Origin of the sequence: Paenibacillus sp. MMO-58, assembly GCF_037146255.1 — a bacterium.
Taxonomy (GTDB): Bacteria; Bacillota; Bacilli; order Paenibacillales; family Paenibacillaceae; genus Pristimantibacillus.
This window is the reverse complement of record NZ_JBBCVY010000007.1, coordinates 261106-287397: the sequence shown is the minus strand read 5'-3', so window position 1 is coordinate 287397 and position 26292 is coordinate 261106. Positions and strand designations below refer to the sequence as shown.

Sequence of the window (26292 nt, the reverse complement as noted above, 5' to 3'; positions counted from 1 at the left end):
TCCATTTACCTAGAGAGGAAGAGAAACGATGAACAATAAAAATAAATTAGGCAAATTAGCTTTTATTTTATTATGCGCGGCAGCCTTGTCGGCATGCAATAGCCAGACAAACGCGGGAACCAATACGACGGGCAACGCGGGTTCGGCCAATACAAGCGAAGCGGCGGCAGCCGTCGAGACGGCAAGCTATCAGTTGGATGATACCGTTGAATATGAAGAGGATGATACGTATACCGACTGGAGTACATCCGATGTGACGAACATTACCTTAAACGCAGCGACGGCAACGGTTGACGGTTCAGGCGCTGAAGTGAAGGATGGCATCATAACGATTACGGCTGCAGGGACCTATGTGGCCAGCGGCAAGCTGGATGAAGGTCAGATTGTCGTGAATGTAGCGGATAAAGGCGTAGTTCGTCTGGTCCTGAACGGCGCCGAGATCCACTACAGCAAGAGCGCTCCGATTTATGTGGAGGAAGCGGGCAAGCTGATCCTGTCCCTGCCGGAAGGCACCAACAATGTCGTATCGGACGGAACGGACTATGTCTTCCCGGATTCGGAGACGGATGAGCCTAATGCGGCTATCTTCAGCAAGGACGATATGACGATTAACGGCACGGGCAAGCTGACCGTGCAAGGCAACTACAACAACGGGATTGCGAGCAAGGATAAGCTGAAAATCACCGGAGGAACGTTTGATATTCAAGCGGCGGACGATGCCGTAATGGGACGCGACCTTGTGGCGGTGAAAGACGGAGACTTCACGCTGGATGCTGCTGGCCATGGCATCAAGACAACCAATGATACGGAAGGCGAAGAAGGAATCATTGTCCTGCAAGGCGGCACGTATAACATCCAGTCCGGCAAGGATGGCTTGCACAGCACGGGCGGTTTGTCCATCTCCGAAGGAGATTTGACCATAGCAGCCGGCGATGACGGTATCCATGCCGAAACGGCTTTAGAGATTGCAGGCGGCAGCATTGATATTACGAAGAGCTATGAGGGTATCGAAGCAGCCGATATTACCATTGCAGGCGGCGACATCAAGCTGGCGGCGAGCGACGATGGCGTAAATGCGGCAACGGGAGCAGACAGCTCCGGCGGCGAAGGCGCTGCTCCTGGCGGCGGCGGTCAACAGGCAAGCGGTGCTTCGGAAGGTCTTCTCACCATCAGCGGCGGCAACCTGTATGTGGACGCGAACGGCGACGGTCTTGACGCAAATGGTTCGATTGTTATGACGGGCGGCACCGTTATGGTAAATGGTCCGACAGAAAACAACAACGGCGCACTGGACTACGACGACACCTTTAACATGACAGGCGGCACGCTTGTTGCGGCGGGCAGCTCCGGCATGGTGCAGGCGGCATCGGACAGCTCGACTCAAGCCGGCATTCTGATGATGTTCCCCGAGACCCAACAAGCGGGTACGCTGGTTCACATGGAAGACGAGTCAGGTAAAACGATTGTTACTTATGCGCCGTCGAAGAATTATCAGGCGGTCTACATCAGTACGCCGGATCTGGCTAAAGACGCTTCCTACACCATCTACTCGGGCGGCAAGTCGACAGGCACGGCAACGAATGGCCTTTATACGGACGGTGATTACAGCGGCGGAACAAAAGTCGTGTCCTTCACGGCTTCCTCCCTCATCACGTGGGTTAATGAATCAGGCGTTAGGGAGGCTCAAAGCGGGTTTGGCGGCGGTATGGGCGGCGGACGCGGCGGTCGTGGCGGATTCGGCGGCGGCGGTCGTGGCATGGGCGGCCAAATGCCGCAGGACGGCGCCGCTCCACCGGACGGCACAGCGCCAGACGATGCAGCATCTTCGGATGCTCCCGCAGCAACAACAACCGCACAATAACGATTATAAGGGGCGCCTACGGGCGCCTCTTCGTTTTTGGCCGAAATTTGCCGTGTTTCCTTGGATTTTGACTGGTTTACATGCCACAGGCCAGGTGTTGGAGGAGGCGTTATTCACATATATTTAGCCGATTATAAGACGGATATATCGGGGTGTAATTATGCAAGAACGGAGAAGCTTTTATTTGCTGGCGCCATGCCTGACGGATTCGCTGCTGACGAAGGATATCGGCATCATTCCGTACCTGATGCAGAAATACAGAGGCTATAAGGCAGTCTATGCCACCTATCGTCCATGCGGCGTGGAGCCTTTATGGCCGTCATTGTCCAGCTTCGAGGAGGAAATAGAGCTCGAATACATCGAGCCGTCATTTTATTACCGTCCAGACCGGGCGATGGATACGATTTTCGGGGCGAACTTATGCGATTGCCGCGATGATCTGGTTCGTTATATAGGGTGTAATGCGACAAAAATCGACGTTTTATACCTTTTTGGTTTTTATCCGTTTTACTACATAGCGGCGGCGAAATATAAGGAACTAAACCCTTCCGGCACGATTTATTTGAAGCTGGACGCCAACTTCATATGGGTGAACAAAACGCCAATGACAGATGATTTCCGACGTTTTCTGAGTTATTGCGACGTGATCAGCAGCGAGACGCTTGCTCCTTACATTTCGGATAAATGGTAGGTGCCGGTGCATAGCATCCCTAACGGCTATTACTTCTTCGGAAAGGAGCCGGAGCTGCCTGTAGGGTTTGAAGAGAAGGAGGATTATATCCTGACCGTCGGGCGGCTTGGCATACCGGAGAAGGCGACGCATGTGCTGCTGGAAGCCTTCCGGATGGCGGAACCTTATATTCCGGCGAGCTGGAAGCTTGTGCTGGTAGGCAAGGTGGAGGATTCCTTCCAGCCTTATCTCTATTCGTATATGGCGAATTATCCGTGGCTCGCGGACCGGATGATTCTGACAGGTTTTGTACAGGATAAGGAGACTTTGCATCATTGGTACCGGAAATCCAAAATTTTAGCCTTTCAGTCAAATGTTGAGGCCTACGCCCATGTACTTGCGGAAGCCAAAATACACGGCTGTTATTTGCTTGCTTCGGATATTGCATGCTGCCGGGACGCCGCCACGAAGCAGGAAGATCGGAGCATCCACTTGGATGACTGGAACAAGCAGGTAAATTTGCACCTTGAGTATGGCTCGCTGCATGCGGTTGGATACAGCGCCAGCCTCGCCCAGCGGATGATCGAAATATGCCATGCCAAGGACCGGCTTCGGGAAGCGTCTACGGGTACGCAGAGGGATGCGGCTGAGCATTTCGACTGGGTGAAGCTTTGCGGCCGGCTGGATGATCTGCTGCGGAACAGCAGGGCGGAGCGAACGGCGTATTGATTTTACCCGCTTAATTTGGGATAACTAGGAGAGGAGCTTTATTTAGACAGACGGGGAGATATCAATTATGTTCAATTCTTACGAAGTAACGGATTCGCAGTTCGGGGAGTCCTTGCCGCAGCAGATCTATAGACATATCTTGAAAAAAATTATCGGCAAAGAGCTGAATGCCGGAGATAAAATCGTCGAAGAGGAAATCGCCAAGGAGCTTAATACAAGCCGGGCGCCTGTCCGGGAAGCGTTGTATTTGCTGCAGGTTGAAGGGATTGTAGAGCGCCTTCCGCGGCGCGGGACGATTGTGAAGCCTTTTACCCAAGCCGAGATTGAAGACTACAATACGTTGATGGCGGAGCTTCTTCGCGTTGCCGTTATGTACGGGCAGCAGAAATGGACGCCTGAATATAAGGAAATGCTGAAGCAATACGCCGCGGATACGGATGCTGCCTGCGAGCAGGGAAATGTGCGGGAATACGAGATCAAGGCGGAGCGGGTGCTGCGGCATGTGGTGTTTGTGGCGGACAATGTGGCGTTGGCGAAGTTTTACGAGAAAGCAAGCCTGATTCTGAACATCTTTGTTGAAGTGAAATGGAGCAAGCAAAAAATCAAGGAATTCCATGCACCGTTTCAGCGGTTTACTGCTTCTATTCTGGCATCCGAGTACGAAAAAGCGCAAACGGCCATTTATGAATTTCTGCTGGCAGGAATTAAATAAAAAAAGGGAATTGGAGTTAATGGAAGAGCTTTTTAGGTTAAATTGTCGACAATCGACAAAGTAATCTGTTAAGATAGATTTGTAAGCAAAATTGCTTACGCGACATGAATGAATACAGTTGATTCATCACAAACTGCGTATTGCAATTCTTTTGAGGAGTGATAGTTGATGCAAAAGTTTGATTTTACGGATAAAGTAGCGATCGTGACGGGTGCAGGCGGAGGTATTGGCCGCGCAGCATCGCTTGCTCTTGCCGGGAACGGCGCAAAGGTTGTTGTGGTTGACCTGTCGGAGGAAGCCGGGAACGAGACGGTTAAGCAAGTCCAGGCAAACGGCGGTGAAGCCGTATTTATAAAAGCAGACGTAACCAAGGAAGAAGATATTCAAGGTTACGTGGCTCAAACAGTCGAGAAGTTCGGAAAAATCGATATTTTCCTCAACAACGCCGGCTGGGAAGGCAAAATCGTTCCTTTGGTCGAGTATCCAACCGAAGCATTTGACCGCCTGATGGCGATTAACGTCCGCGGCGTATTCCTTGGTCTCAAGCACGTACTTCCGCAAATGATCGCTCAGAAGAGCGGAGCTGTCGTTAATACCGCGTCCGGTGCAGGGCTTCTGGCAACGCCTAACATGGTGGCCTATGGCGCGAGCAAGCATGCGGTGCTTGGCATGACCAAGACGGCTGGCGTTGAAGCGGCTCCTTACGGTGTACGCGTTAACGCGGTATGTCCGGGCGTTGTTAATACGCAAATGATGCGCTCGATCGAAAGCGGCTTTGGCAAGGGCAATCAAGAAGCGGCTGAAGCAGCAAGACAGCAAATGGCAAGCACAACGCCGGACGGCCGATATGCCGAGGCGGAAGAGATCGCCAACCTGATGATGTATCTCGTATCCGACCTTTCCACTCATATTGTTGGACAAGAATTCGTGATCGACGGCGGATCGATTTTGACCTAATTGCGGATTTGCGCATTCCTACTACAACTTCAAAGCAAAGGGGATATTTATCATGGCAGAACAAGACGGCAAAGTAATTATTATTACTGGCGGCGCAAGCGGTATTGGTAAACAAACGGCTTTGCAGCTGTCGGCAAAAGGCGCATCGCTTGTTATTGCGGACTATAATCTGGACGGCGCGAATGCGGTTGTCGCAGAGCTTAAAGCGGCTGGCGGCAAAGCCGCGGCCTTTAAGGTAGACGTATCGAAAGGCGAAGAAGTGAAAGCACTCGTTGATTTCGCGGTAGAGAAATTCGGCACGTTGAACGGGATCTTCAACAACGCGGGCATTGGGCTTGTGAAGCCATTCCTCGAGATGGATCCGGAATCGTATCACCGCGTTATTGACGTCGACCAGCATAGCGTCTACTACGGCATGTATTACGGCGCGAAAAAAATGGTTGAGCTGGGCGCCACAGGTACAATCGTGAACACGGCATCGATCTACGGTACAGCGGCGGCGCTTGGCAGCTTTAACTATAATGCCGCTAAAGCAGCTGTTGTTATGATGTCCAAGTCCGGCGCTCTCGAGCTTGCCGACTATGGCATCCGTGTTGTAGGCGTTGCTCCCGGCTTTATCAATACGCCGATTCTCGGCAACGACGAAGCGATGAAATCGGCGCTTGGCGCTCAGCATATGCGCGGTCAGCTGATTGAGCCCGAGAAAGTGGCAAGCGTAGTAACGTTCCTGTTCTCCGACGGAGCAAGCGCGATTAACGGCCAGACCATTCCGGTGGACGACGGCTTCCTCAGCTTCAAAACGAAATAATGGCTTCCAGTAGCCGCTACCCTTAAGGGTAGCGGCTATTTTTATTTTCGCATGGATTCACCTGAGCAGGGGATGAGCTTGGACAATGAACTACACAAACATCACTGTTGCAGGCAGCGGCGTTCTCGGCAACCAGATTGCTTTTCAGACCGCTTTTAAAGGGTTTAACTACGATATTAATGAGGAAGCACTGGAGAAAGCCAAAGAGAGGATTGCCGAGCTGAAGACGCATTACGAAGCAGATTTGAATGCCCCGGTATCCGAGCTTAACGCAGCTATTGAACGGATTGCTAATAGCGACCTGACGCAGGCTGTGGCGGACGCGGATCTGGTTATTGAAGCGATACCTGAAGTCGTTCAGATCAAGATCGATTTCTATACGAAGCTTGGACAAGCGGCGCCGGCGAAAACAGTGTTTTAAAGCGAAAGCTACCGGCAACGCGGAGTTCGAGAAAATCGCCGGTCTGCTGAAAAGCGAATACATCGATAAAGGAAAGTTAGGCCGGACAACGGGCGAAGGCTTCTACAAATACCCGAATCCGAGCTTCGCAAAGCCGGACTTTAAGAGCTGATAAAGGTCAGCTTATTATGTTAAGGTCCCTGAAGGACCTTAATCATGGAAAAAGAGCAGCTAGTTGAGAGGTTAAGGCCCTTCAGGGACCTTAAAGCTGCCAAAGTGGCAGGCTGAAGAGCAAAAAGGAACGTCGGCGTGGACGTTAAGGTCCCTAAAGGGCCTTATGACCGGCGAATATGCCGGTATAAGGATCTTTAAGGACCCTTAGGGATTTTAAGTGTGAAGCTGGTTAGACAGAAAGGAGATGCTCCATGACGATCATGGGCATCTCTTTTTCTATTCCCGCCTGCTACAAGTTGGGAAGATCAAGGTGCGGGTGCCGCGAGGAGTACGGCATGTTGCCGGACGCTTACCGGAAGTACAAGCTGAACCTTTCAATAATGTAAGGAAACGTAAGGTTAATCGATAGCAGCTTCATTCCCTCCTTTGTTACGATGGGATCAAATCAACAGGGAGGGCTTATTTATGAGCTTGCGACGGTTTGCTTTCAATAACGTAATCCGCAATCGGAGGATTTACGCGGGGTATTTTCTAAGCAGCGCGTTTTCGGTTATGGTGTTTTTTGTTTATTCGATATTTGCTTTTCATCCGGGACTCGCCGATGGCGCGATTCACATTAACGTGTCTACTGCCATGCATTTCGCGGAATCGGTCATTTACGTATTCTCGTTTTTCTTCGTGCTCTACTCGATGGGATCATTCCTGAAGACGCGCAAGAAGGAGTTCGGCATCCTCATCATGCACGGGATGACCAGCATGCAGCTGCGCCGCCTTGTGTTTATGGAAAATATCGTGATCGGCTTTGGCGCTACGGTGGCTGGTATTGTAATCGGATTTGGCTTCGCGCAAATCATCCTTATGTCAGCCAAACAGCTGTTAAGCCTCGATGCGGCGCTGTCCTTTTATTTTCCAACCAAGGCGATTGTGCTGACCGGAGCGGCTTTTATGGCGCTGTTCCTGCTTATCTCGTTATTCACGGTGACCGTGCTTCGTAACAACTCGCTTATCGATCTCCTGAAAGGCTCGAACAAACCAAAGCCGGAGCCTAAAGCGTCCACGCTGATGTCCTGGCTTGCGCTGCTCTTGATTGTAGGCGGTTATGCCGCAGCGTTGGCGGCCAAGGGTATGATCGTCTTTTACGCGATGATTCCGGTGACGGTTGTCGTTATCATCGGAACGTACTTCCTGTTCACGCAGTTGAGCGTGTACGCCGTTCATAAAGGCCGCAAGAGCCGTTCGATTTTCTGGCGGAAAACAAACATCGTCCTGTTATCGGATCTTGCCTACCGAATGAAGGATAACGCAAGAACGTTCTTTATGGTGGCGATTCTGTCGACGGTCGCATTCTCCGCGATTGGCTCGCTGTTCGGCTTCAAATCGATGTATACGGATGTGATTCGCAGCGATAATCCGTTTGCCATGAAGTACACCTCGTACGATAAGCCTTCCGAGCAGGATGTTGCGATGATTGAACAGACGCTGAAGGCTGCCGGATTGTCCTATCAGTCGTATGCGCTGACCATAAAAAATGTGGAGACAAAGGGCGGCAAGCGAATTTCCGTCGTGCCGCAATCCGCTTTTAACGCGCTCGTAACGGCAGCCAAGGGGACGAAGGCCGATGTACAAGGCGATGAAACGGCTATTGTCCATTACAGCAGCGCGATGATGGGAGCGGCGCAGCCGGGGCTGACGCCGATTACGGTGAAGGAAGAGGGGCTTACGCTAAAACCGGTGCAGACGATTGATACGCCGGCTATTCAGGCAGGACCCGACTATTATGTGGTGCCCGATGAACGGTTTGACCGGATGAAGCAGTCGGAGAGCGTCATTTACCAATATGCCTTTGACGTATCGGGCTCGCATGATGCGCTGAAAAAGGCGGGAGAAGAGATTGACGGCAAGCTTGGCAAAACCGATAACTGGTTTATGGGCGTGGATTACGCGTTGTACCAGCAGGATCAGATTTTTGGCGTTGTCCTGTTCGTCGGATTTTTTATCGGCATCGTATTCTTCGTGGGTGCGGGCAGTTTCCTGTATTTCCGCCTGTATACCGACCTTGGCGAAGATAAACGGAAGTTCCAGGCCATCCACAAGATTGGGCTTACGGACCGCGAGCTGTCGGCGATTCTAACGAAGCAGCTGATGATTCTGTTCTTCGCCCCGATTTTAGTGGCCGTCATTCACGGTTCGGTTGCCCTGACGGCGATGCAAAATATGTTCGAGTACAATATGATGAAGCCGTCGCTGACGGTGCTTGGATCATTCGTTGTCATTCAACTTGTATATTTCCTCTTTATCCGCACCAAATATATTTCTAATGTAAAATCGGCTTGGGGGTTGCACCTTACGTAACGTCATGTTTTACAATAGAGCTACCGGTATGAAGCTAGCGTCAACGAAAGGGTTGATCATGAACAATCTTTGGAAAGTTGGAGACCTCGCCAGAATGACGGGGCTGACGGTCAGAACGTTACGCTTCTACGATCAGATCGGCTTATTCTCGCCGTCGGGACAGACCGATTCCGGTCACCGGCTGTATGACGAGTCCGATCTGTCCCGTCTGCATCAGATTCTGACGCTCAAGGAGCTGGGCTTGTCGCTGGAGGAGATTAAGGAGACCTTATCGGCCAAGCAGATCAGTCCGCTGGAGATGGTGACGCTGCAGAAGCAGCGGATCAAAGAGCAGATAAGCCGGCAGCAGAAGCTGCTTGAACAGCTGGAGCATGCCTCCAAGCTGCTCATCGGCAAGAAGGGCCTGACAGTGGATGATTTTACGGGTCTTCTGCAGGCAATGAAGATGGAGTTCGAGAAGCCCGTGCTTGAACGGCGAGCCAGCTGGGAGCAGCACTTGGACAAGCTGGGCAGCCTGCTTGAGCAGGGGGGAGACGAGCCGTAATCGAAGGGACTACGCTTACGCAGCATGAATGGCTTCACAATTCATTAAGCTTATGCTTACGAAGCATGAATTGCTTCACAATTCATTTAAGGAGGATCACTCACTATGAGCGAAAGATTTGTTAAGCATGCAACCTTTGTTGTTGAACGTACTTACAATACTGGTGCGGAGCGGGTATTCGAAGCTTTTGCCGATCCGGAAGTAAAGGGCAAGTGGTTCTCGAAGCCCGATCAATTCGAATTCCGGGTAGGCGGGCGCGAATACAGCAGCGGCGGGCCGCCGGAGGGACCGGTCTTTACCTTTGACGCGGTCTATCAGGAGATTGTGCCGGCCGAACGTATTGTCTATACGTATACGCTGGATATGAACGACACGCGAATGTCCGTCTCGACCACAACAATCGAATTGTTCCCTGTGGAAGAAGGAACTAAGCTTGTGTTCACCGAGCAGGGGGCCTTCTTCGACGGGCATGACACACCGGAAATTCGCGAGCACGGCACAGGCGAGATGCTGGATGCGCTCGGCAAGCTGTTTGAATAGAACATGGACGAAGAGTCTCTGGATAGAGGCTCTTTTTTTTGCGTCCAAAAGACGATTGCATGGGGATGGCCGTTCACGGTATTTTAGTTATACCAAGGAAGAGATGGCATGCAGGAGGCAGACATGACGAATATAACAATAGAAGCGGTAACGGACGGCAATATTGAGCCTTGCAGGGAGCTGTGCAACGAGCTGATGGCCTTTCAGCAGTCCCGGGCCGTCATGGCTCCGGAGGTGTTCGACCGGATGAACTTTGATACGCGGATGCGCAGAAGCTATGACGGTGCGCTTCATACCCATGTGCTTATCGCAAGGGATGAAGGCGTGCCGGTTGGTTACGCATTCTCGACGGTTGAAGATCTGGAACCCGGGGATGATAAGCTTCCGGCATGGGCTCCTAACCGGGATTTGGCTGACAGCAAGGGCTTTTACCCGGACTGGGTAGAGCTTCCGCGGAAAATCGGCTTCCTCAGCAATTTGTATTTGCGTGACGGCTACCGGAGCATGGGGCTTGGCAAGAAGCTGTTCGAGTCGTCGATTGAGTGGCTGGAAAGCTTTCCGGACGTCGATCTGCTGTTCATTTATGTATCCAATGGCAATGAAGATGCGCTTCGTTATTATCTGAAGCACGGCTTCACTTACAGCCACGAGGTGTTCGGCGGGTTTATCAAGGCCGTTTACAAGAGACTGGAAAAATAAGAAAAGAAGCCATTCCCCTAACGAGGGATGGCAGCAGGTTTAGCAGGTTGAATGCCGGCCAATATAGAAATAAGGAAGTAGTAAACGACATGAGGAGGTTTGGCGGTGACAACAACAATAGCAGCTAAAGCGGAAATGATGATCAGGCGTCCGGTGAGCGAAGTGTATGAGGCTTTTATCGATCCGGCAATTACAACGAAGTTCTGGTTTACGAGAGGCAGCGGAAAGCTGGAAGCGGGCAGTCAGGTGGAGTGGTTCTGGGAGATGTACGGAGCGTCGGCACCTGTCCGCGTACTGGAGCTTGAGACGAATAAACGCATTGTTATCGACTGGGGAACAAAAGCCGAATGGACGTTTACCGCCTTGTCCGAAACGGAAACCTTTGTGACCGTTACCGATTCCGGCTTCCAGGGAGACGCAGAGGAAATCGTGCAGCGGGCGATTGGCTCGACGGAAGGCTTCACGATAGTATTATGCGGAGCCAAGGCTTATCTGGAGCATGGCATTCAGCTCGGTCTCGTACACGACAAAGCGCCTTATGCGCATGTGAAAGAATCGGAGGGCACCCATGAGCAAGACGATCGTGGAGAAGTTGAATTTACATAAGTATAAAAATACGGCGGTTTTGCATCAGCCGGAGGGCAGCGATGCCCTGGCCGGCTTGGAGCGGTACGATACAGAGTTGCAGGCGGGCAGCCGTTATGACTTGATCTTTGCTTTTGTCCTGGATATGCCCTCTTTGCAGAAGCTGATGAGTGAAATTATAGAGAATAACTACCTGGAGGAAGGCGGTTATTTGTATGCCGCCTACCCGAAGAAGGGCAATAAAGCGTATTCGACCTACATCCACCGGGACAGTCTGTTTGAAGGGCTGGGTGCGAGCGAGGAGGATGGCTATATCGGGACCAGCGAGGTCAAATTTGCCCGTATGGTGGGATTGGATGACGTCTTTACGGTTGTAGGCTTCAAGTCCGAAGCCCGCAAGAAGGGCTCGTCGGCCCCTAAGAAACCAAGTCAAAGCGTAGCCGACTACGAGGCTCTTGTGTCCCAGGTAGAAGAGGAGCTTCAGGATCATCCGGATATATTGGCGTTCTTCCGGTCGCTTACACCGGGGTACCGCAAGGACTGGGCCCGTTATGTGTTTAGTGCCGTGCAAGAGGTGACAAGAGCCAAACGGAAAGCCGAGATGAGGGTTATTCTTGGAGAAGGCTATAAGAGTATCGATCTGTACCGGAGAAGAGAGGGATAGGGATGAAGACGGAGCTTGGGAAAGCAATGCTGGAGCGGGTGCAGGGCATTTGCTCCGCATTGCCGGAGGTAGACCAAATCGTTGACGGGTTTGGGCATGACGTGATGAAGGTAAGAGGCAAAACCTTCATCATGATGGGGGAAGGGCATAACAGCGTCCTGCCGAGCCTGTCGATCAAAGCGACGAAGGAGCAGCAGTACCTGCTGCTAGAGCAGGGCGGTTATGTCAAGACGCCGTATATCGGCCATCATGGCTGGGTGTCGGTTGACATGGAAGCGGGTCCGAATTGGGACGAGCTGAGCGTGCTTATTCAGGAAGCCTATCTTCTGGCGGCGCCGAAGCGTCTGGTGAAGCAGGTACTGGAGAGTGTCGCAAGATAACCGCAAGAGGCATTTAAGCGTATGGGCTACCAGCCCATACGCTTTTTTAATGAGTTGATCTGGGCAAGATGATGCCGGCCATGCCATTCGAAGCGTTGTATCGCCGTGTCCAGTGTCATCAGTCCGTTTGTCGGGCTCGTAAAGGTTCTTGCAAAGTCCCATGACTGCATCCCTTCCAGCAGCACGGAAAACCGGCTGCGCAGCGCTTCGATTAGAACAAGCGAAGCCTCAATGGGTGCTTCATAATCGTTAAGCTCTGCCCACATGTTCTGCCGGTACGTGGATGCGGCCGGATTATCCTCCGTCATTGCTTTCTTGAACCGTATATAGGAATTCATATCGTTATCCGACAGATGGTGAACGACCTGCCGGATCGTCCAGCCGCCGGGGCGGTAAGGGATTGCCAGCTGCTCGTCGGACAGCTTTTCCACCGCTTTCCGAAGCCGCGACGGCATCCGCTCAATCTCTTTCATCCAGTTACTGCGTTGCTCGGCCGTTGGGCCGCATATTTCTTCGAAAGGTCCGATGGGATAACGCAAATTGTCCGTGCTCATGTAAAAACAACCTCCGCTTTCGCAACTTAAAATTTATTTTGCGCTCATTGACAGACTTTCAATAACCATTTATAGTTATTCAATGTGATATTGAGAATCATTATCGTAGTTAATGCCATTCAAAATAAAAGGAGCTAGACCATGAAAAAGTTTATTCCTGCAATCATGCTGCTTGTACTTGTTGTTGTTCTTAGTGCATGCGGCAGCAACAAAGCCAACAACACGAACACGGCATCCGGCACGGTTACCTACCAATCGGAGAGCGGCCCTGTCGAAATCCCTGCTAATCCAAAACGCATCGTAGCACTGGCTTACGCACCAAATATGATTTCCATGGGCGCCAACATCGTAGGCGTAGACCAATGGACCAACATGAGCCCGCTCTTCAACGAGAAGCTGAAAGGCGTGGAAGTCGTATCCGATGAAGATCTGGAGAAAATCATCGAGCTCGATCCGGACCTGATCGTGGTTGGCACGGAGAGCAAGAACGTTGCCAAGCTGAGCGAGATCGCTCCTACGGTTACTTTTACTTGGGGCAAGCTTGATTACCTGAACCAGCAGCTGGAAATTGGCAAGATTCTTGGCAAAGAGAAAGAAGCGCAAACTTGGGTTGACGATTTCAAATCCCGTGCTGCCGCAATTGGCGACGAGATCAAAGCGAAGATCGGCGAGGACGCAACCGTATCCGTCATTGAGACGGACGCAAAGAGCTTCTACGTGTTCGGCGACCACTGGGCACGCGGCACAGAAGTATTGTACCAAGCAATGGGTCTGAAAATGCCGGAGAAGGTAGCGAAGGATGCTCAAGGACCTGGCTACTACACCTTGTCGCAAGAACTGCTGTCTGACTATGCGGGCGATTATATCGTGCTTAGCAGAAGCAGCGCGAACGACAATGCTTTTATGAACACAGATACATGGAAGAACATCCCTGCAGTTAAAAACAAGCATGTCATCGAAATCGATACAGAAGCTTCGTCTTACAGTGACCCTACTACCTTGGAAAGCCTGCTTGCGATCTTCAAAGAAGGCTTCCTGAAATAAACTTCGAACAGCAAGCGCCCTTCAGAATCATCTGGAGGGCGCTTTTTGTTAATTAGTGGCTCATGCTTACTTGCTTCTCGCCATCCGCTCCCTGATCACCTTCAGGCGGCTTTGTACGTTTTACAAGCAACCCGATAAGGATCGCGGCAATCGAGATAACTAGACCAATCCAGAAGGCATTATGAATACCTGCGACCATGCCGTGAGCTTGCTCGGCCGGCGAACTAGGGTCGGAGGAGGTCTTCAGATAATCTTTGGTGCCGTTACTCATAATACTGATGAACAGCGCCGTGCCAATCGCACCCGATACTTGCTGAAGGGTGTTAAGGATCGCCGTACCATGCGGATAAAGGTGGCGCGGCAGCTGGTTCAGACCGGAGGTTTGAGCCGGCATCATCACAAGGGAAATACCGACCATCATAATAATATGAATCATGATGATATGTCCGTTGCTTGCCGTGGCATCTATGCCGGTAAACATCCATAGCGAGATGGCCACAAGGATAAGTCCAGGCGTTACAAGAACGCGAGGGCCGAATTTATCGAACAATAAGCCGGAGATCGGAGCCATAATGCCGTTTACGATACTGCCCGGAAGCATAATGAGACCGGAAGTAAATGCCGTCATGAGCAGTGCTCCTTGCAGGAACATTGGAAGCAGCGTCATTGTCGAGAACAACGTCATCATAAGAACGAAGAGCAGAATCGTTACGATGGAGAACATCGGCGATTTGAAAGCCCGCAGGTCAAGAATCGGAGCCTCAAGTCTCAACTGGCGGAAGATAAAGATAATTAACGCAACAGCGCCAACGGCGATCGTCCAGATCACCTCCGGATCCGACCAGCCTTTCTCGCCCGTCGAGCTGAAGCCGTACACAAGTCCGCCAAAGCCGATCGTGGAGAGCAGAATGGAGAAGATATCCACCTTAGGCTTCGTAATATCCGATACGTTCTTCAAGAACATAAAGGAGAAGATGATCGACAAAGCCGCAAGAGGAATAACGAGAATAAACAGCCAGCGCCAGTTGAGCGAGTCCATAATAACGCCGGACAAGGTTGGTCCGATGGCTGGTGCCGCCATAATGACAAGCCCGATCAGACCCATGGCTCCCCCGCGTTTTTCAGGTGGGAAGATAACCATAATGGTGTTCATCAATACGGGGAGCATCAAGCCGGTTCCGATGGCTTGAACAATCCGTCCTACAAGAAGAACGCCAAATTCAGGCGCAACGGCCGAAATAACCGTACCCGCGAAAAACAAGGTCATAGCGCCTATAAACATCTGCCTGGTTGTAAACCATTGTTGAAGCAATGCCGTTACCGGTACGAGTACGCCTACAACAAGCATATAGGCCGTTGTGAGCCATTGAATGGTTGAAGGGCCAACTTCAAAGGCTTTCATTAACTCCGGAAGCGCATTACCTAGCAGTGTTTCATTCAGAATGGCGATAAAAGCGCCAATTATAATCGTAGCGATAATAGGCCCGCGCTTAATATTCGTTAAGTCGGGGGCAGTGCTGGATCCACCAGCATGAGAAGCATTCATGAATAAGTGCCTTCCTTTCCTTCGCTTTTCAACGAAAAGGTATGTATGTTAGTTTGTTTAGGCTCGCCGGACGGTATGCGTCCATCTTTCCCCTCCGCGGATATTTATTTGGCCCAATTTCCACTTTATCACAGGGAGCTAGGCCGAGAAAAGAGCGTTAAGCGGGAACAAATGTATATAATTTATTTTGTTGTAAATGAAGAAAGGGCACCCTGCGGGATCCTGCGGGGTGCCCCTTTGTTTCATTACAGAAATGCCTGTGATGGATCGGATTCGGTGTAAACCGATATCATGACAATGGCGGTATCTTCTCCGATATTCTTTACCGTATGCGGGGTGCAGGCATTCCAGCTGAAGGAGTCCCCGGCGCTTAATTCGGCGGCATCCTCGCCTTGCTCGATATAGATCGTTCCCTGGATAATGACATGGACTTCTTCGCCCTCGTGGGCGTGATTTTCTCCGGTTGACGCACCGGGCGGCAGCTCAACGATCATCATATGGACGTTTTTGGTCGAGCTGAGATGAGAGACCTTCAGGTTGTCCGGTCCGCTTGTCGTTATCCGACGCTCCTCTTTGCGGACGAGCTGCAGCTTTTCCTTTTTGTCCAGCAGCAAATAAGCTAGCGGAACCTTAAGCGCATTCGCAATGTTCTCCAGCGTTGCGATCGACGGGGATGTTTTATTCGTTTCGACCTGGCTCATAAAGCCTTGAGACAAGCCGGTTTCTTCGCATATTTGGGCAATCGTGATGTTCTTCCGTTTGCGGATGGCCCGAATGGTGGAGCCGATATCCATGACGCAGCTCACTCCTCAAAAATATTAGTCATACGTAACTTATATTCATATTAACAATTTTCCGGTTGACAGGCTAGACCTTGCGGCGTTATATTTCTTATATAAAATAAATATTCACATTACTAATATATCTGAAGCAAAATGGAGGTAGTCCAATGAATTCAGTCTATGAGTATGATGTTCATCTGCCGTCCAATTTGGAGCCGGGCAGAACGTATCCCGCGATTTTTACGCTTCATGGCAAAGGCTCGAACGAGCGGAATATGTACGGGCTTGTTGAATCCCTTTCGGACGACTTCATTATTATCGGTATCCGGGGCAATCTTCGGCTCGGAGCAGGTTATCAATATTATGAGCTCAAAAGCCTCGGCAATCCGGTCCGTGACTTGTTCGATCAAGCAGCCGTGCAGCTGGAAGCCTTTGTTAAGGAAGCAACTGCTCAATATCCGATAGATCCGCAGCGCCGTTATCTGCTTGGCTTCAGCCAAGGGGCGATTCTGGCGATGACGCTGGCGCTTACTATGGGGAACCAACTGAGAGGGATCGTAGCTTTGAATGGTTACGTGCCCGGTTTCGTGAAGGACGAATATGCGCTGCAGAGCGTGGAGCAGGTAGCCTTCTTTATTTCGCACGGCGAATATGACTCGGTATTCCCGGTCAGCATCGGATTCGAGAATGAAGCTTATTTCCGGGAGCTTACCCCCAAGCTTACCTTCAAAACGTATAAGTCCGATCATGTCGTAACGGAAGAGAATCAGCGGGACTTCCTGCAATGGATCAAGGAAGACGCAAGAGGATAATACCCATATAAAAGGAGTGGATGATAATGCTTCCATCTTATTTCTTCGCGCATGGCGCGCCATCGATCGTACTAGAGGAAAACAGCTATACGGAGTTACTGAAGACGTTCGCGGCTAATCATCCGAAGCCGAAAGCCATTGTTCTTTTCTCGGCTCATTGGGAGGATAGCGTACAGGCTGTCAGCGCCTCGCAGACGTACAGCACGATTTACGACTTTGGCGGATTTCAGGATGAGCTGTACCGGATGACTTATCCGGCGAAAGGGGATCGTGCTCTGGCCGAACGCATCGTGTCCTTGTTTGAGTCGCAGGGGATACAGGCGGTAACGGACGAAGAGCGCGGTCTGGATCACGGCGCATGGGCGGTGCTGAAGCTCCTGTATCCGGATGCGGATATCCCGGTTGTTGCTTTATCGGTGAACCGGTACCTCACCAACGAGCAGCAGTATCAGATTGGCAAAGCTCTTGCCGAGCTTCGGGAGCAGGATGTTCTGATCATCGGAAGCGGGGGGACCGTTCATAATCTGCGGGCATTGAACTGGCGTTCGGACGGCGTGGACGATTGGGCAGCCAGCTTCGATCAATGGCTGCAGGATCATCTGGAGGCTTGGGATATTGACGCGTTGTTCCAATACCGCTCGTTAGCTCCGTATGCGGCTCAGGCGGTGCCGACAAGCGAGCATTTTATTCCGCTCCTGCTGGCCATGGGCGCAGGCGACGGCACCCGCCAGGCGAAGCTGCTTCATCGCAGCTACCAATACGGTAATCTAAGCCTTAGCTGCTGGGAATTTGAATAATCAAACACATGAAAGCCCAAGACCCTTGTTAAGCAAAGGTCTTGGGCTTTTTTCAGCCTATGCTCTATTCTTCTTCTTCCTCCACGATAATCCGCACGGTATTGGTTAGAAGACCCGCGCGGAAGCAGGACGTTCCGAAGCGGAATTCGAACAGAATAGCCGCCAGGTTAATAAGGATGCCGCCCACCGGCTCGGCCAGAACGTTCACCTGGAAGGTTAACCTCCGGGTTGCGCCCGGGCTAATGGTGCCAAGCGGGATACCCGCTTGAGGATCGGGCTGCGGAATGCCGTCAACGGTAAGGCTTCCCGAGACGAATTGCAGCTGATTGTCGAGCGGATCGTAGAAGATGACATTGCCTGCCGTAATATCGGTTGACAGGTTCGTAAGCATGACATTGTAATGGTAGCTGTCTCCGACTTTCACGATTTGCGCATCCGCTGTTTTGAGGAAGGTGGCGAAATCGGAAGCCCGGATCATGCTGACCGGATTCGTAATGGTATTGGACTGGAACGTCCGCGATACAATCTGTTGATTCGGCAGCAGGAAATCGGCTTTTACCTGGCTTGTGTTCGTCAAGGAGCCGCTGCCTCTTACAAGCACGTCGAAGCGGATAAAGGCATTCTGATTCGGAGCGATAGGACCAAGATTAATGCCTTCGTTCGGATTCGCATCCAGCCTTAGCACGTTGTTAACCCGGACGGTACCCGGTATAAATAAAGCGTTTGACGGCAGGACGTCAGTGAATACGGTTCTTCCCGACACGGCGTTGCCGTTATTCACGACAAAGACCGTGTACGTAATCCGCTGCCCCACGAATAAGGAAATATCAAGGAAGGCCTTGGATACAAGAAGGCTAGGCGCGTTAGGAGTTGGGGTATTCGGAACCGTAACAAAGCTGGTTGAGATAATCGGTTGAACGGTTCCTGCCAGGAATGGCACGGTCAAGCCGACAATTGGCGGCAGCGTAATGCCGGGAACGGTAACTTGCTGATTCAGCAGGACGTTTCCGCTTGGGCCGGTGATCGGTCCAAGGTTAGGTACTTGACCCGGCGCCGGCGTTACGCCCGGTTTAAACACGGGAAGGACAGGGAGCATAAGTCCGGGAACGGGAGTGACGCCTTGCATAGGGGTCAAGGATACATCACCCGGCGTACAGGTTGCCGGTACGGTGCCTGGCGGGACAGTAACAACAAAGCCGGCGTTCGTAATTTGTCCGTTAGGCGGGTAACCCGCAACAAAAGCCTCGAATTGGATAGTGACGACTTGCCCTACATTGATAATCCCGATGACGACCTGCTCTGTAATATCAACGCCGCTGAATCGGCCCCCGTCAATGAACAAGCTGGACGGAATAAATTGAACGCCCGGAGGAAGAACCTCGACTAACAAAGCTTCTCCCGGAGCTGTCCCTACATTGGTAACGGTAATCGTATAAGTAATCGTATCCCCGATTTGCGCGGTTGAGACATTAGGCGTTTTAGTTGCCGTGATGATTGGTCCCGTAATGACGGCCGGTGTCGTTGTAGAGGTAGAAGTTGTGGTTGTTGTCGTTGGCACAGGCGTCGTGGTCGTTGTTGTTGTCGTTGAAGTAGTAGGCACGGCGGTTGACGTACTCGATGTTGACGTGGTGCTTGTTGTCGAAGTTGTTGATGTTGTTGATGTCGTGCTCGATGTTGAAGTGGTGGAGGTCGTTGAGCTTGTCGTGCTGGCTGTGGTAGTCGTTGTTGTTGTCGAAGTCGTCGGCTCGACGGTACCCGGCAAGCACCCCATAAACGGTATATTATGCGCTTCTAGCGTGCCGCCTACATTCGTAAGCGATTGGGCGACCAGCGTGCCGTTAATATTGCCGAAGCCAATCGCCTCCCAGTTCGCATAAGGGGCAAGTACCGAACCAAGAATCGAGAGGTTCTGGTTAAAAGCAGTGGTAGCCTGATAGAAGTTCCAGAGAATGAATTGCCCTTCGGAAGGGTCGGGGGTAGCCCCATTGCGAAAAATCTGATAGCTCCCGAACCCGACGTTATCGTCTCCTACGTTAATGAGAACGGTTGAGCCTGCCGGTGCAATGATATTAATTCCGTTGGCCGTATCCAGGCGAAGCCCGTTGCCGTCCACATTATTGCCGTTAAACATAAATATGTTAAGAGCCGGATCGGTTCCGATTAGGAAAATGGTACCGAAGTTATTGACGACAGATCCGTTTACCGGTAGAGCGGCAAGGTTCAGAGACAACTGTGCCAGTGATTGTTCGGCCCCGTCAAAATCAATGGGCGTACCTACCAGAGGTTGGCCGGGTACACCGTTATTATTGGTCATCGTATAATTATTGACTGTGCTGCTGGGAAACACGGTTGTATTGCCCGCGAAATTAGTTCCTCCCGTAATATTCACGTTCCCCCGTATGATCAGGTCCGATCTGGTTGTTGAAACGGGAAGCTTATCGCCTACCCCATAGCTGTTATAAGTCGCATTGCCTCCAACGGCTACTCTCCCCTCCGAATCAACGAAGGATTGCGTATGATCGCCAAACAAAAACAAGTTGAAGCCATTGGCTATCCCCAGATTGACACAGGCCATTTTCGTTATCGCCTCCTAAGTACGGTTATTAGCCCTCTATATGCACACCTTAGATACCTATGCATAATCCCTTTTAATCAGGCATACAAGACAGTATTTACGCGAAAAAAAGGGGGGCGAGCGTTGAAAGTAGCGATTCTGACCATGTTCAACGGGCTGTCGAAGACCTATTCCTTAGTCAGCGTTGTGGAGGAGCATCTGCATATGCTGCTTGGCGGCGGAGCCGACGTCAAGGTGCTCGTCAGTCAAGACTGCCCGGACACCGAGCGGTACGGCATTTATAGCGATGAACGGATTGAATGGGTGAAAATAACGAACCGGCTGCAGGGCAAGCTGATTCATTGGGTGGATTATACGCAGTCTACGGGACGAGTCCATTCAAGCTTCTTCCAGGAGGCGGAGGTCATTGCGGACAGCCTATACGAGGCTTTATCGGATGCGGAGGTTGTGTTTCTCCACGATATTTTGTACCAGGGCTGGCATCTCGTTCATAATATTGCGGTCCGTCAGGTGCAGGCCCGGCTGCCCCGGCTTCGGTTCCTTGCCATGACGCATTCCTATCCGGCCGTTAGGCCACAGCGGATGGACTGGCCCCTCTCGGCTAGATTTCTGCCGCTGCCGAATACCGTTTATCTCTATCCCGCGGAGTCGGGGCTGCCTGCGCTTGCGGCACAATACAATGTCCCGCCGGAGTTGTGTTGGGCGATCCCGAACAGCTTGAATCTGTTTGGCGAAATGGGGGAAGAGGTGCAGCGGCTTGGATCGCGGACCGATCTGTTGTCTCCGGACATTCTGGCGGTTTATCCGGGCCGGCTCACGACAGGCAAGCAGCTGGAGAAAGCTGCCGCGCTTCTGGGGGCAATAGGATCGGTGTCGGGTAAACGGGTGAAGATGATCTTTTGCGATTTTCCGTCCCTCGATATCGAGCCGGCTGCTTACAAACGGAGAATCAGGAGCGAAGGAGAGCTATACGGTCTTGGCGGGGAAGACCTTGTATTCACCTCGGACCTGGGCTGGCCGGATGGTTTCCCTCATTCGGGAGTCATGGATTTGTTCACCTTAAGCAATCTGTTTATATGCACCTCTTATTCGGAATCCTTTGGGCTTATCGTGCTGGAGGCGGCCAGCCGGGGCAATATGCTTGTCCTTAACCAGGCGGTACCGGCATTGGAGGAGCTGGGCAACCGGCTTCATGCCTATTTTATGAGATGGAATGCAAGAGGGTTCGGCGTGGATACGAGGGAAACCTATCATCCTTCGGAGGAGGCGTATTTGCGCGAGCATGCGGAGCTTATCGTGGGCCGGATGGAGAATAATCCGGTTATTCAGGCCAAGACCATTACCCGCCAGCAATTCAATCCGAGGTGGATATGGGAGAACCGGCTAAAGCCGTTAATTGAAAATCAGCCCATTGAGGGGCATTAGAAGAAAGGCTCTCCGTCCCGGAGAGCCTTTCTTCTTGTGTCTATGAATAATTTGGCATCCCTATTGGGAATCAATAACATATCTTCTCCCTGTACGAAGGGGAGGCTAGGAACGGAATGATTAACTTATGAATGGAACGGCCAGCAAAATCAATATCACCCAATTGCTTATGATCTTTGCTTTGACTAACGGCCTTATCAATCATGTCATTGTTAATCCTATGCTGCTTGATGCTTCCGGGCGGGATGCTTGGATTACGGTTATCGTGACAGGGGCTGTTTATGTTGTATGGTGCCTGCTGCTTACCTGGATGATGAAAAAATCCGGCCAGCAGAAGTGGCAGAAGTGGATTTCGGATAAGACTCATCCCATTGTGTCATGGATTCTGATTATTCCGGTCTGCGTCATTCTATATACGATCGGGGCGACAACCGTTCTCCATACCGTGAAGTGGAATACAACCAACTACCTGCCGGCTTCCCCGGCGCTTGCGCTTGTCCTTACTCTAATTATTATCTGCTTTTTGATTACGGTATGGGGTCTGCGCTCGATTGCGATAACCGCGGGCGTATTGTTTCCCATTGTCTGCGTATTGGGTGTATTCGTCAGCGTCTTTAACCACTCGGAAAAAGACTACAGTTTGCTAACCCCGATTCTGGAGCACGGATGGACGCCTGTTGCCGACGGCATCTTGTACGCGTCAAGCGGTTATATCGAGGTTGTCTTCCTGCTTCTGCTGCAGCATAGGCTCAGCGAAAAAATCAAGACGTGGCAGCTTCTCGGCTACAGCCTGTTTATTATAGGGATTATGCTGGGGCCAATCGTTGGGGCGATTTCCGAATTCGGACCTAAGGAAGCGGCCAATCAGATGACTTCCCCTTACGAACAGTGGCGTCTTGTGAAGGTGGGGCAATATATTGAGCATGTCGATTTCTTCTCGATCTTTCAATGGATGTCGGGGGCTTGCATTCGCATATGCATGGCGGTGTATCTCTTGACCGATGCTCTGAAGATGAAGGGGAAAGTGCGCAAATGGACGACGGCCATTATCATGTCCAGCTATATCTTTATTGGCATCATTCGAACGAATGATTATTCCTATTACCAGTGGATGTACAAAGTGTTTTTACCTATTTCTTTTGTTATTCTGCTGGCTATAACACTGACATGGATGGTGATTACCTTGTTTGCCAAACCATACCGGAAGGATGAGCCTCAATGACAGCAGCAGCAGGCAGCGTAAGCTGGACCGAAGAACGATTGAAGCAGCTATATCAGGGGTCGGCTGACGTATTCGTCAAGCCATGCCGGTTTGGAGCAAGCGACAAGCCTTCCGTTGTGCTGGTGTACGCGAATGCGCTCTGCGATACGGGGCAAATTCACGAATTTGTCCTGCCTGTTCTTACCGAGTATTACGAAGCAACCGGCAGAGCTTCGGCAGAAGACATGAATCAGATCATTTCCCGGCTGTCTCTGTTCACTTATAAAGGAATACCTACCGTGGAAGACATTGATGAAATTGTTTTTGAGGGAGGGCTATTTCTTTATTTTGTTCAGGAGAAGCGTTATTTCAATATGGGGATCAGCGACCGCCCGCAGCGGATGCCAAGCGAATCCAGCACGGAGATTTCCATTAAAGGACCCAAAGACGGCTTTATTGAGGATATGTCCGTCAATGTAGCGCTCATCCGCAAACGGCTGCGCAGCCATTCCCTGCACGTGAAGGAATATACAATCGGCAAGCGGACGAAGACAAGGCTGTCCCTGCTCTATTTCGAAGACATTATTAGTCCCAAACTATTAAATGCGGTACATAAAAGCCTGCAGTCCATTAATACGGACGGTCTCTACACCATTAACCAGCTGGAGGAGGCATTAACCGGATCGAAATACAAGCTTCTCCCGCTGCTGGATTATACGGGGAGACCCGATTATTGCGTAAACTCTCTGCTTTCCGGCAGGTTCCTCATTGTTATGGACGGCAATCCGCTTGTTATCGTAGGGCCTGCGGGGTTAAGCCTTCTGCTTAAATCGCCGGAGGACATTCATTTCAATTACACTTATATCTCGTTTGCGCGATTTATCCGATTGTTCAGTCTGTTTTTAACGGTCTTCCTGCCGGGAATCTGGGTAGCGCTGATGGCCTTCCATCAGGACCAGCTGCCGTTCCGGATTATGGCGACCATATCGGTCTCCCGTCTCGGGCTGCCCTTCTCCGCGCAGATCGAGATGTTTATTCTGCTTATGCTGCTGGAGATCTTCCGCGAGGCCGGCGTCCGGCTGCCGACTTCCATCGGTCAGACCTTGACGTCGATCGGCGGTCTTATCATTGGCGATGCCGCGATCCGCGCGGGACTGGTGTCGCCGTCGGTCGTTGTGATTGGCGCGATTACCGCGGTCTCAGGGGTAACGCTGGTTAATCAGTCGTTAAGTACGGTCGTCAGTATTATCCGCCTGTTCTTCTTCTTGTTGTCCTCCTTCCTTGGCATGTACGGAGTAATACTTGGGATCGTCATCTTTATTGCGCTTATGGGAAGCCAGCAGTCGTTTGGGGTAAGTTATCTTGCTCCTCTATCGCCGCTTAAAATCAAGGATGTTGCGGCTTCGTTCCTTAGGCTTCCTTGGTTCTTAATGAAACGGCGTCCGGGCGTCCTGCAAAATCAGGATGACGAGCGGTAAGGGAGTGGAATAGGAATGCGGCTGCTTATCGGAAAAATGCTTATTTGCTTGTTCGCCGTTGGTTTTCTGTCAAGCTGCGCGAACTCGAGAGATATCCAGAATATGGCTTATGTTACCGCTCTTGGGGTGGATTACGAGAACGGCGAATATAAGACGTATGTGCAGGTGCTGAACTTCTCCAATATCGCGAGATCCGAGAATACGGCGCTGGGCAAGAAAGTGCCGATCTGGATCGGAAAGGGGCACGGGGAGACGCTTGCTCTGTCACTCGCCGATACGAACGAGACCTCGCAGTTTCCATTGTTCTGGGGGCATCTTAAGGCTGTTGTTCTAAGCGAGAATTTGATGAGGCGAGGGGGGAAAGAAACGTACTCAACGTTAAACCGCCATTACGAGATCCGGTATAACGTGCTAGTATTCGGCACGAAGGAGAAGATGGAGGACATTCTAACGCAAAAGTCGATCTTTAATCTATCTCCGCTGGATACCATTATGTACACAAGCGTGCAGAATCGCAGCCAAAGTCCATACGTCATTGCCCACTACGGCAACCGGATTATTGCAAATATGAATGAACCCGGAAACTCGCTTTATTTGCCTTCCATTTCGATTAATAAACACACTTGGCTGGAGGATAAGGCCGAGCGCGGGATGTTTGAGATGAATGGGGCGTACTTTTTTGATAAAGGCAGGCTGGTGAACTGGATGTCCCTGGAGGAATTGAAGGGGCTGAGGTGGGCTACGGAAAATATCAGCAAGACGACCCTTCAAGTTCCTTTGGAAGACGGGCATGAAGGAGCTATTCAGTTCGAACACCCCAAGATGAAGGTGATTCCGAAGTTGCAGAGCAACGGAGACGTCAAGTTCGACCTAAAGGTTACGGCAAAAGGAACCGTCAGAGATTCCGATAATGCAACTATCGCGGTGATGGAGAAGAAGGCGGAGCAGGCTATCCAATCCGAAATTCAGAAGACGTACAAGATTGGCGTTGCGAAGCATTGCGATCCTTTCAAGCTGGAAGAGACGCTGTACCGGCAGCGTCCGCTCGTGTTCCATAAGTTAACCAAGGGAGGCTTCTTTTTTCTGAATGAGCGCTCCCTTGGCGCGGTGCAGGTTACCGTAAAAATTACAAGCACAGGGAAGTACAAGGAGATCGTGAAATAGCGCTACATCGTTTGGCCGCCGTCGACGGTAATAATCTGGCCGGTCATGGCTTCCTGCTCCAGCGAAGCGCAGATCAGCCGGGCAATATCTTCGGGAGTTGAGATTTGCTGCAGAAGCAGGTTAGGGGCTAGCTGCAGCATCTGTTCTTCCCGGCCGGCCCACCACCTGGTTGCGACGGCGCCCGGCACCACGCAGTTGACTCTTATATGAGGAGCCAAAGCCCGCGCGAGAGACTTGGTAAGGCCGTGGACGGCGGCTTTGGATACCGCATAAGGCAGGGACGAGCCTAAGCCGGTAGTACCGGCGATGCTGCCGACATTAACGATGGCGCCTTGTCCCTGTTTTTTCATGTGGGGAGCGGCAGCTCTTGCGCAATAGAACATGCCCTTAACGTTAACATCAAACAGTTCGTCCCACACTTCGCCGGTTGCGGCATCCAGGTCGGAGAACGGAATATGGCGGGTGATGCTGGCATTGTTCACAAGCAGATCCAGGGTGCCAAAGTGTTGGACGATACTCTCAGCCATGTCTCTGACCTCCTGATCCTTCGACACATCGGCCCGAAAGGCCATCGCCTTCCCGCCCATGCTCTGAATGAGCTGCACGGTTTCTTCTGCTTCCTGCGCGGAGCGCGAATAGTTAACGGCAACAGACGCGCCTTTGCTGGCTAATGCCAGACTGGTTGCCCGTCCGATTCCCGTTCCTCCTCCGGTTACAAGCGCTGTTTTATGCTTTAGTTCCATATGATGACCTCCTCCGGATCTTCGCTTAATGTCATTGTATAAGCCGCTATCCGATTTGTATAATTGAATAAAATGAAGGGTGAATTCAAGAATATT

General features: G+C 51.3%; 26 protein-coding genes. 21 read left to right on the top strand and 5 right to left on the bottom strand.

Going from position 1 to position 26292, the window contains the following annotated elements:
- Window positions 1-28: 28 nt before the first annotated feature.
- From WFJ73_RS21555 to WFJ73_RS21490, 14 genes are all read left to right on the top strand, one after another.
- Window positions 29-1861, top strand: a complete 1833-nt coding sequence (locus WFJ73_RS21555) for a carbohydrate-binding domain-containing protein (protein ID WP_336775004.1) — start codon at window positions 29-31, stop codon at window positions 1859-1861.
- Window positions 1862-2021: 160 nt separating this feature from the next.
- A complete protein-coding gene (locus tag WFJ73_RS21550) occupies window positions 2022-2552 on the top strand; it encodes a hypothetical protein (protein WP_336775003.1) in 531 nt (176 codons plus the stop codon).
- A complete protein-coding gene (locus WFJ73_RS21545) occupies window positions 2553-3260 on the top strand; it encodes a glycosyltransferase family 4 protein (protein ID WP_336775002.1) in 708 nt (235 codons plus the stop codon).
- A 67-nt stretch (window positions 3261-3327) separates the two neighbouring features.
- Entirely contained in the window at window positions 3328-3972 is a 645-nt protein-coding gene (locus WFJ73_RS21540; RefSeq protein WP_336775001.1) for a GntR family transcriptional regulator, read from the top strand.
- 168 nt (window positions 3973-4140) lie between these two features.
- Window positions 4141-4929 (top strand): SDR family NAD(P)-dependent oxidoreductase, encoded by a 789-nt coding sequence (locus WFJ73_RS21535; RefSeq protein WP_336775000.1) that lies wholly within the window; start codon window positions 4141-4143, stop codon window positions 4927-4929.
- 52 nt (window positions 4930-4981) lie between these two features.
- Window positions 4982-5737, top strand: a complete 756-nt coding sequence (locus WFJ73_RS21530; RefSeq protein ID WP_336774999.1) for an SDR family NAD(P)-dependent oxidoreductase — start codon at window positions 4982-4984, stop codon at window positions 5735-5737.
- Window positions 5738-5822: 85 nt separating this feature from the next.
- The gene (locus WFJ73_RS21525) at window positions 5823-6158 is read left to right on the top strand and encodes a 3-hydroxyacyl-CoA dehydrogenase NAD-binding domain-containing protein (protein ID WP_442955976.1); all 336 of its coding nucleotides are present in this window, start codon (window positions 5823-5825) and stop codon (window positions 6156-6158) included.
- A 618-nt stretch (window positions 6159-6776) separates the two neighbouring features.
- Complete coding sequence (locus WFJ73_RS21520) at window positions 6777-8663, top strand: ABC transporter permease (protein WP_336774998.1); 1887 nt, start codon at window positions 6777-6779, stop codon at window positions 8661-8663.
- A gap of 58 nt (window positions 8664-8721) precedes the next feature.
- Entirely contained in the window at window positions 8722-9207 is a 486-nt protein-coding gene (locus WFJ73_RS21515) for a MerR family transcriptional regulator (RefSeq protein ID WP_336774997.1), read from the top strand.
- 105 nt (window positions 9208-9312) lie between these two features.
- Window positions 9313-9747, top strand: coding sequence for an SRPBCC family protein (locus WFJ73_RS21510; protein ID WP_336774996.1), 435 nt, complete (start codon window positions 9313-9315; stop codon window positions 9745-9747).
- A gap of 123 nt (window positions 9748-9870) precedes the next feature.
- Entirely contained in the window at window positions 9871-10446 is a 576-nt protein-coding gene (locus tag WFJ73_RS21505) for a GNAT family N-acetyltransferase (protein ID WP_336774995.1), read from the top strand.
- A 105-nt stretch (window positions 10447-10551) separates the two neighbouring features.
- Complete coding sequence (locus WFJ73_RS21500) at window positions 10552-11052, top strand: SRPBCC family protein (protein WP_336774994.1); 501 nt, start codon at window positions 10552-10554, stop codon at window positions 11050-11052.
- A complete protein-coding gene (locus tag WFJ73_RS21495; protein WP_336774993.1) occupies window positions 11015-11695 on the top strand; it encodes a YdeI/OmpD-associated family protein in 681 nt (226 codons plus the stop codon). The genes WFJ73_RS21500 and WFJ73_RS21495 overlap by 38 nt, the downstream gene beginning before the upstream one ends.
- 2 nt (window positions 11696-11697) lie before the next feature.
- Window positions 11698-12075, top strand: a complete 378-nt coding sequence (locus WFJ73_RS21490) for an MmcQ/YjbR family DNA-binding protein (protein WP_336774992.1) — start codon at window positions 11698-11700, stop codon at window positions 12073-12075.
- Between the two features lie 26 nt (window positions 12076-12101).
- Here the strand turns inward: WFJ73_RS21490 and WFJ73_RS21485 are convergent, their stop codons facing one another.
- A complete protein-coding gene (locus WFJ73_RS21485; protein ID WP_336774991.1) occupies window positions 12102-12629 on the bottom strand; it encodes a YfiT family bacillithiol transferase in 528 nt (175 codons plus the stop codon).
- Between the two features lie 141 nt (window positions 12630-12770).
- On the opposite strand from WFJ73_RS21485, the gene WFJ73_RS21480 reads away from it, so the two are divergent.
- Window positions 12771-13673, top strand: a complete 903-nt coding sequence (locus tag WFJ73_RS21480; RefSeq protein WP_336774990.1) for an iron-hydroxamate ABC transporter substrate-binding protein — start codon at window positions 12771-12773, stop codon at window positions 13671-13673.
- A gap of 52 nt (window positions 13674-13725) precedes the next feature.
- Here the strand turns inward: WFJ73_RS21480 and WFJ73_RS21475 are convergent, their stop codons facing one another.
- Both WFJ73_RS21475 and WFJ73_RS21470 read right to left on the bottom strand, forming a co-directional pair.
- On the bottom strand, window positions 13726-15219 hold the full coding sequence (locus WFJ73_RS21475; protein ID WP_336774989.1) for a DHA2 family efflux MFS transporter permease subunit: 1494 nt from the start codon (window positions 15217-15219) through the stop codon (window positions 13726-13728).
- Window positions 15220-15464: 245 nt separating this feature from the next.
- Window positions 15465-16013: a helix-turn-helix domain-containing protein gene (locus WFJ73_RS21470; protein WP_336774988.1), complete on the bottom strand. Its 549-nt coding sequence runs from the start codon at window positions 16011-16013 to the stop codon at window positions 15465-15467.
- A gap of 155 nt (window positions 16014-16168) precedes the next feature.
- Between WFJ73_RS21470 and WFJ73_RS21465 the strand changes: the two genes are divergently transcribed.
- Both WFJ73_RS21465 and WFJ73_RS21460 read left to right on the top strand, forming a co-directional pair.
- Window positions 16169-16813 carry an alpha/beta hydrolase gene (locus WFJ73_RS21465; protein WP_336774987.1) on the top strand — a complete coding sequence of 215 codons (645 nt, stop codon included), beginning with the start codon at window positions 16169-16171 and terminating at the stop codon, window positions 16811-16813.
- A gap of 26 nt (window positions 16814-16839) precedes the next feature.
- The gene (locus tag WFJ73_RS21460) at window positions 16840-17610 is read left to right on the top strand and encodes a DODA-type extradiol aromatic ring-opening family dioxygenase (protein ID WP_336774986.1); all 771 of its coding nucleotides are present in this window, start codon (window positions 16840-16842) and stop codon (window positions 17608-17610) included.
- 64 nt (window positions 17611-17674) lie between these two features.
- On the opposite strand, the gene WFJ73_RS21455 is transcribed toward WFJ73_RS21460, so the two are convergent.
- Window positions 17675-20185, bottom strand: coding sequence for a choice-of-anchor A family protein (locus tag WFJ73_RS21455; protein ID WP_336774985.1), 2511 nt, complete (start codon window positions 20183-20185; stop codon window positions 17675-17677).
- A 123-nt stretch (window positions 20186-20308) separates the two neighbouring features.
- On the opposite strand from WFJ73_RS21455, the gene WFJ73_RS21450 reads away from it, so the two are divergent.
- From WFJ73_RS21450 to WFJ73_RS21435, 4 genes are all read left to right on the top strand, one after another.
- Complete coding sequence (locus WFJ73_RS21450) at window positions 20309-21610, top strand: glycosyltransferase (RefSeq protein ID WP_336774984.1); 1302 nt, start codon at window positions 20309-20311, stop codon at window positions 21608-21610.
- A gap of 127 nt (window positions 21611-21737) precedes the next feature.
- Window positions 21738-22832, top strand: coding sequence for an endospore germination permease (locus WFJ73_RS21445; RefSeq protein WP_336774983.1), 1095 nt, complete (start codon window positions 21738-21740; stop codon window positions 22830-22832).
- Window positions 22829-24289, top strand: coding sequence for a spore germination protein (locus WFJ73_RS21440; RefSeq protein WP_336774982.1), 1461 nt, complete (start codon window positions 22829-22831; stop codon window positions 24287-24289). The genes WFJ73_RS21445 and WFJ73_RS21440 overlap by 4 nt, the downstream gene beginning before the upstream one ends.
- 15 nt (window positions 24290-24304) lie before the next feature.
- On the top strand, window positions 24305-25453 hold the full coding sequence (locus tag WFJ73_RS21435) for a Ger(x)C family spore germination protein (RefSeq protein WP_336774981.1): 1149 nt from the start codon (window positions 24305-24307) through the stop codon (window positions 25451-25453).
- A 2-nt stretch (window positions 25454-25455) separates the two neighbouring features.
- Here WFJ73_RS21435 and WFJ73_RS21430 read toward each other — a convergent pair whose 3' ends face one another.
- Window positions 25456-26196 (bottom strand): SDR family NAD(P)-dependent oxidoreductase, encoded by a 741-nt coding sequence (locus WFJ73_RS21430; protein ID WP_336774980.1) that lies wholly within the window; start codon window positions 26194-26196, stop codon window positions 25456-25458.
- Window positions 26197-26292 lie beyond the last annotated feature (96 nt).

Excerpts from the sequence above, each read along its gene's own strand:
- WFJ73_RS21430 (WP_336774980.1), bottom strand. The coding sequence starts at position 26,196 with ATGGAACTAAAGCATAAAACAGCGCTTGTAACCGGAGGAGGAACGGGA.
- WFJ73_RS21485 (WP_336774991.1), bottom strand. The coding sequence starts at position 12,629 with ATGAGCACGGACAATTTGCGTTATCCCATCGGACCTTTCGAAGAAATA.
- WFJ73_RS21475 (WP_336774989.1), bottom strand. The coding sequence starts at position 15,219 with ATGAATGCTTCTCATGCTGGTGGATCCAGCACTGCCCCCGACTTAACG.
- WFJ73_RS21510 (WP_336774996.1), top strand. The coding sequence starts at position 9,313 with ATGAGCGAAAGATTTGTTAAGCATGCAACCTTTGTTGTTGAACGTACT.
- WFJ73_RS21455 (WP_336774985.1), bottom strand. The coding sequence starts at position 20,185 with ATGGCCTGTGTCAATCTGGGGATAGCCAATGGCTTCAACTTGTTTTTG.
- WFJ73_RS21550 (WP_336775003.1), top strand. The coding sequence starts at position 2,022 with ATGCAAGAACGGAGAAGCTTTTATTTGCTGGCGCCATGCCTGACGGAT.
- WFJ73_RS21515 (WP_336774997.1), top strand. The coding sequence starts at position 8,722 with ATGAACAATCTTTGGAAAGTTGGAGACCTCGCCAGAATGACGGGGCTG.
- WFJ73_RS21470 (WP_336774988.1), bottom strand. The coding sequence starts at position 16,013 with ATGGATATCGGCTCCACCATTCGGGCCATCCGCAAACGGAAGAACATC.
- WFJ73_RS21505 (WP_336774995.1), top strand. The coding sequence starts at position 9,871 with ATGACGAATATAACAATAGAAGCGGTAACGGACGGCAATATTGAGCCT.
- WFJ73_RS21530 (WP_336774999.1), top strand. The coding sequence starts at position 4,982 with ATGGCAGAACAAGACGGCAAAGTAATTATTATTACTGGCGGCGCAAGC.
- WFJ73_RS21490 (WP_336774992.1), top strand. The coding sequence starts at position 11,698 with ATGAAGACGGAGCTTGGGAAAGCAATGCTGGAGCGGGTGCAGGGCATT.
- WFJ73_RS21535 (WP_336775000.1), top strand. The coding sequence starts at position 4,141 with ATGCAAAAGTTTGATTTTACGGATAAAGTAGCGATCGTGACGGGTGCA.
- WFJ73_RS21460 (WP_336774986.1), top strand. The coding sequence starts at position 16,840 with ATGCTTCCATCTTATTTCTTCGCGCATGGCGCGCCATCGATCGTACTA.
- WFJ73_RS21555 (WP_336775004.1), top strand. The coding sequence starts at position 29 with ATGAACAATAAAAATAAATTAGGCAAATTAGCTTTTATTTTATTATGC.
- WFJ73_RS21465 (WP_336774987.1), top strand. The coding sequence starts at position 16,169 with ATGAATTCAGTCTATGAGTATGATGTTCATCTGCCGTCCAATTTGGAG.
- WFJ73_RS21495 (WP_336774993.1), top strand. The coding sequence starts at position 11,015 with ATGAGCAAGACGATCGTGGAGAAGTTGAATTTACATAAGTATAAAAAT.
- WFJ73_RS21540 (WP_336775001.1), top strand. The coding sequence starts at position 3,328 with ATGTTCAATTCTTACGAAGTAACGGATTCGCAGTTCGGGGAGTCCTTG.
- WFJ73_RS21525 (WP_442955976.1), top strand. The coding sequence starts at position 5,823 with ATGAACTACACAAACATCACTGTTGCAGGCAGCGGCGTTCTCGGCAAC.
- WFJ73_RS21520 (WP_336774998.1), top strand. The coding sequence starts at position 6,777 with ATGAGCTTGCGACGGTTTGCTTTCAATAACGTAATCCGCAATCGGAGG.
- WFJ73_RS21445 (WP_336774983.1), top strand. The coding sequence starts at position 21,738 with ATGAATGGAACGGCCAGCAAAATCAATATCACCCAATTGCTTATGATC.
- WFJ73_RS21440 (WP_336774982.1), top strand. The coding sequence starts at position 22,829 with ATGACAGCAGCAGCAGGCAGCGTAAGCTGGACCGAAGAACGATTGAAG.
- WFJ73_RS21435 (WP_336774981.1), top strand. The coding sequence starts at position 24,305 with ATGCGGCTGCTTATCGGAAAAATGCTTATTTGCTTGTTCGCCGTTGGT.
- WFJ73_RS21480 (WP_336774990.1), top strand. The coding sequence starts at position 12,771 with ATGAAAAAGTTTATTCCTGCAATCATGCTGCTTGTACTTGTTGTTGTT.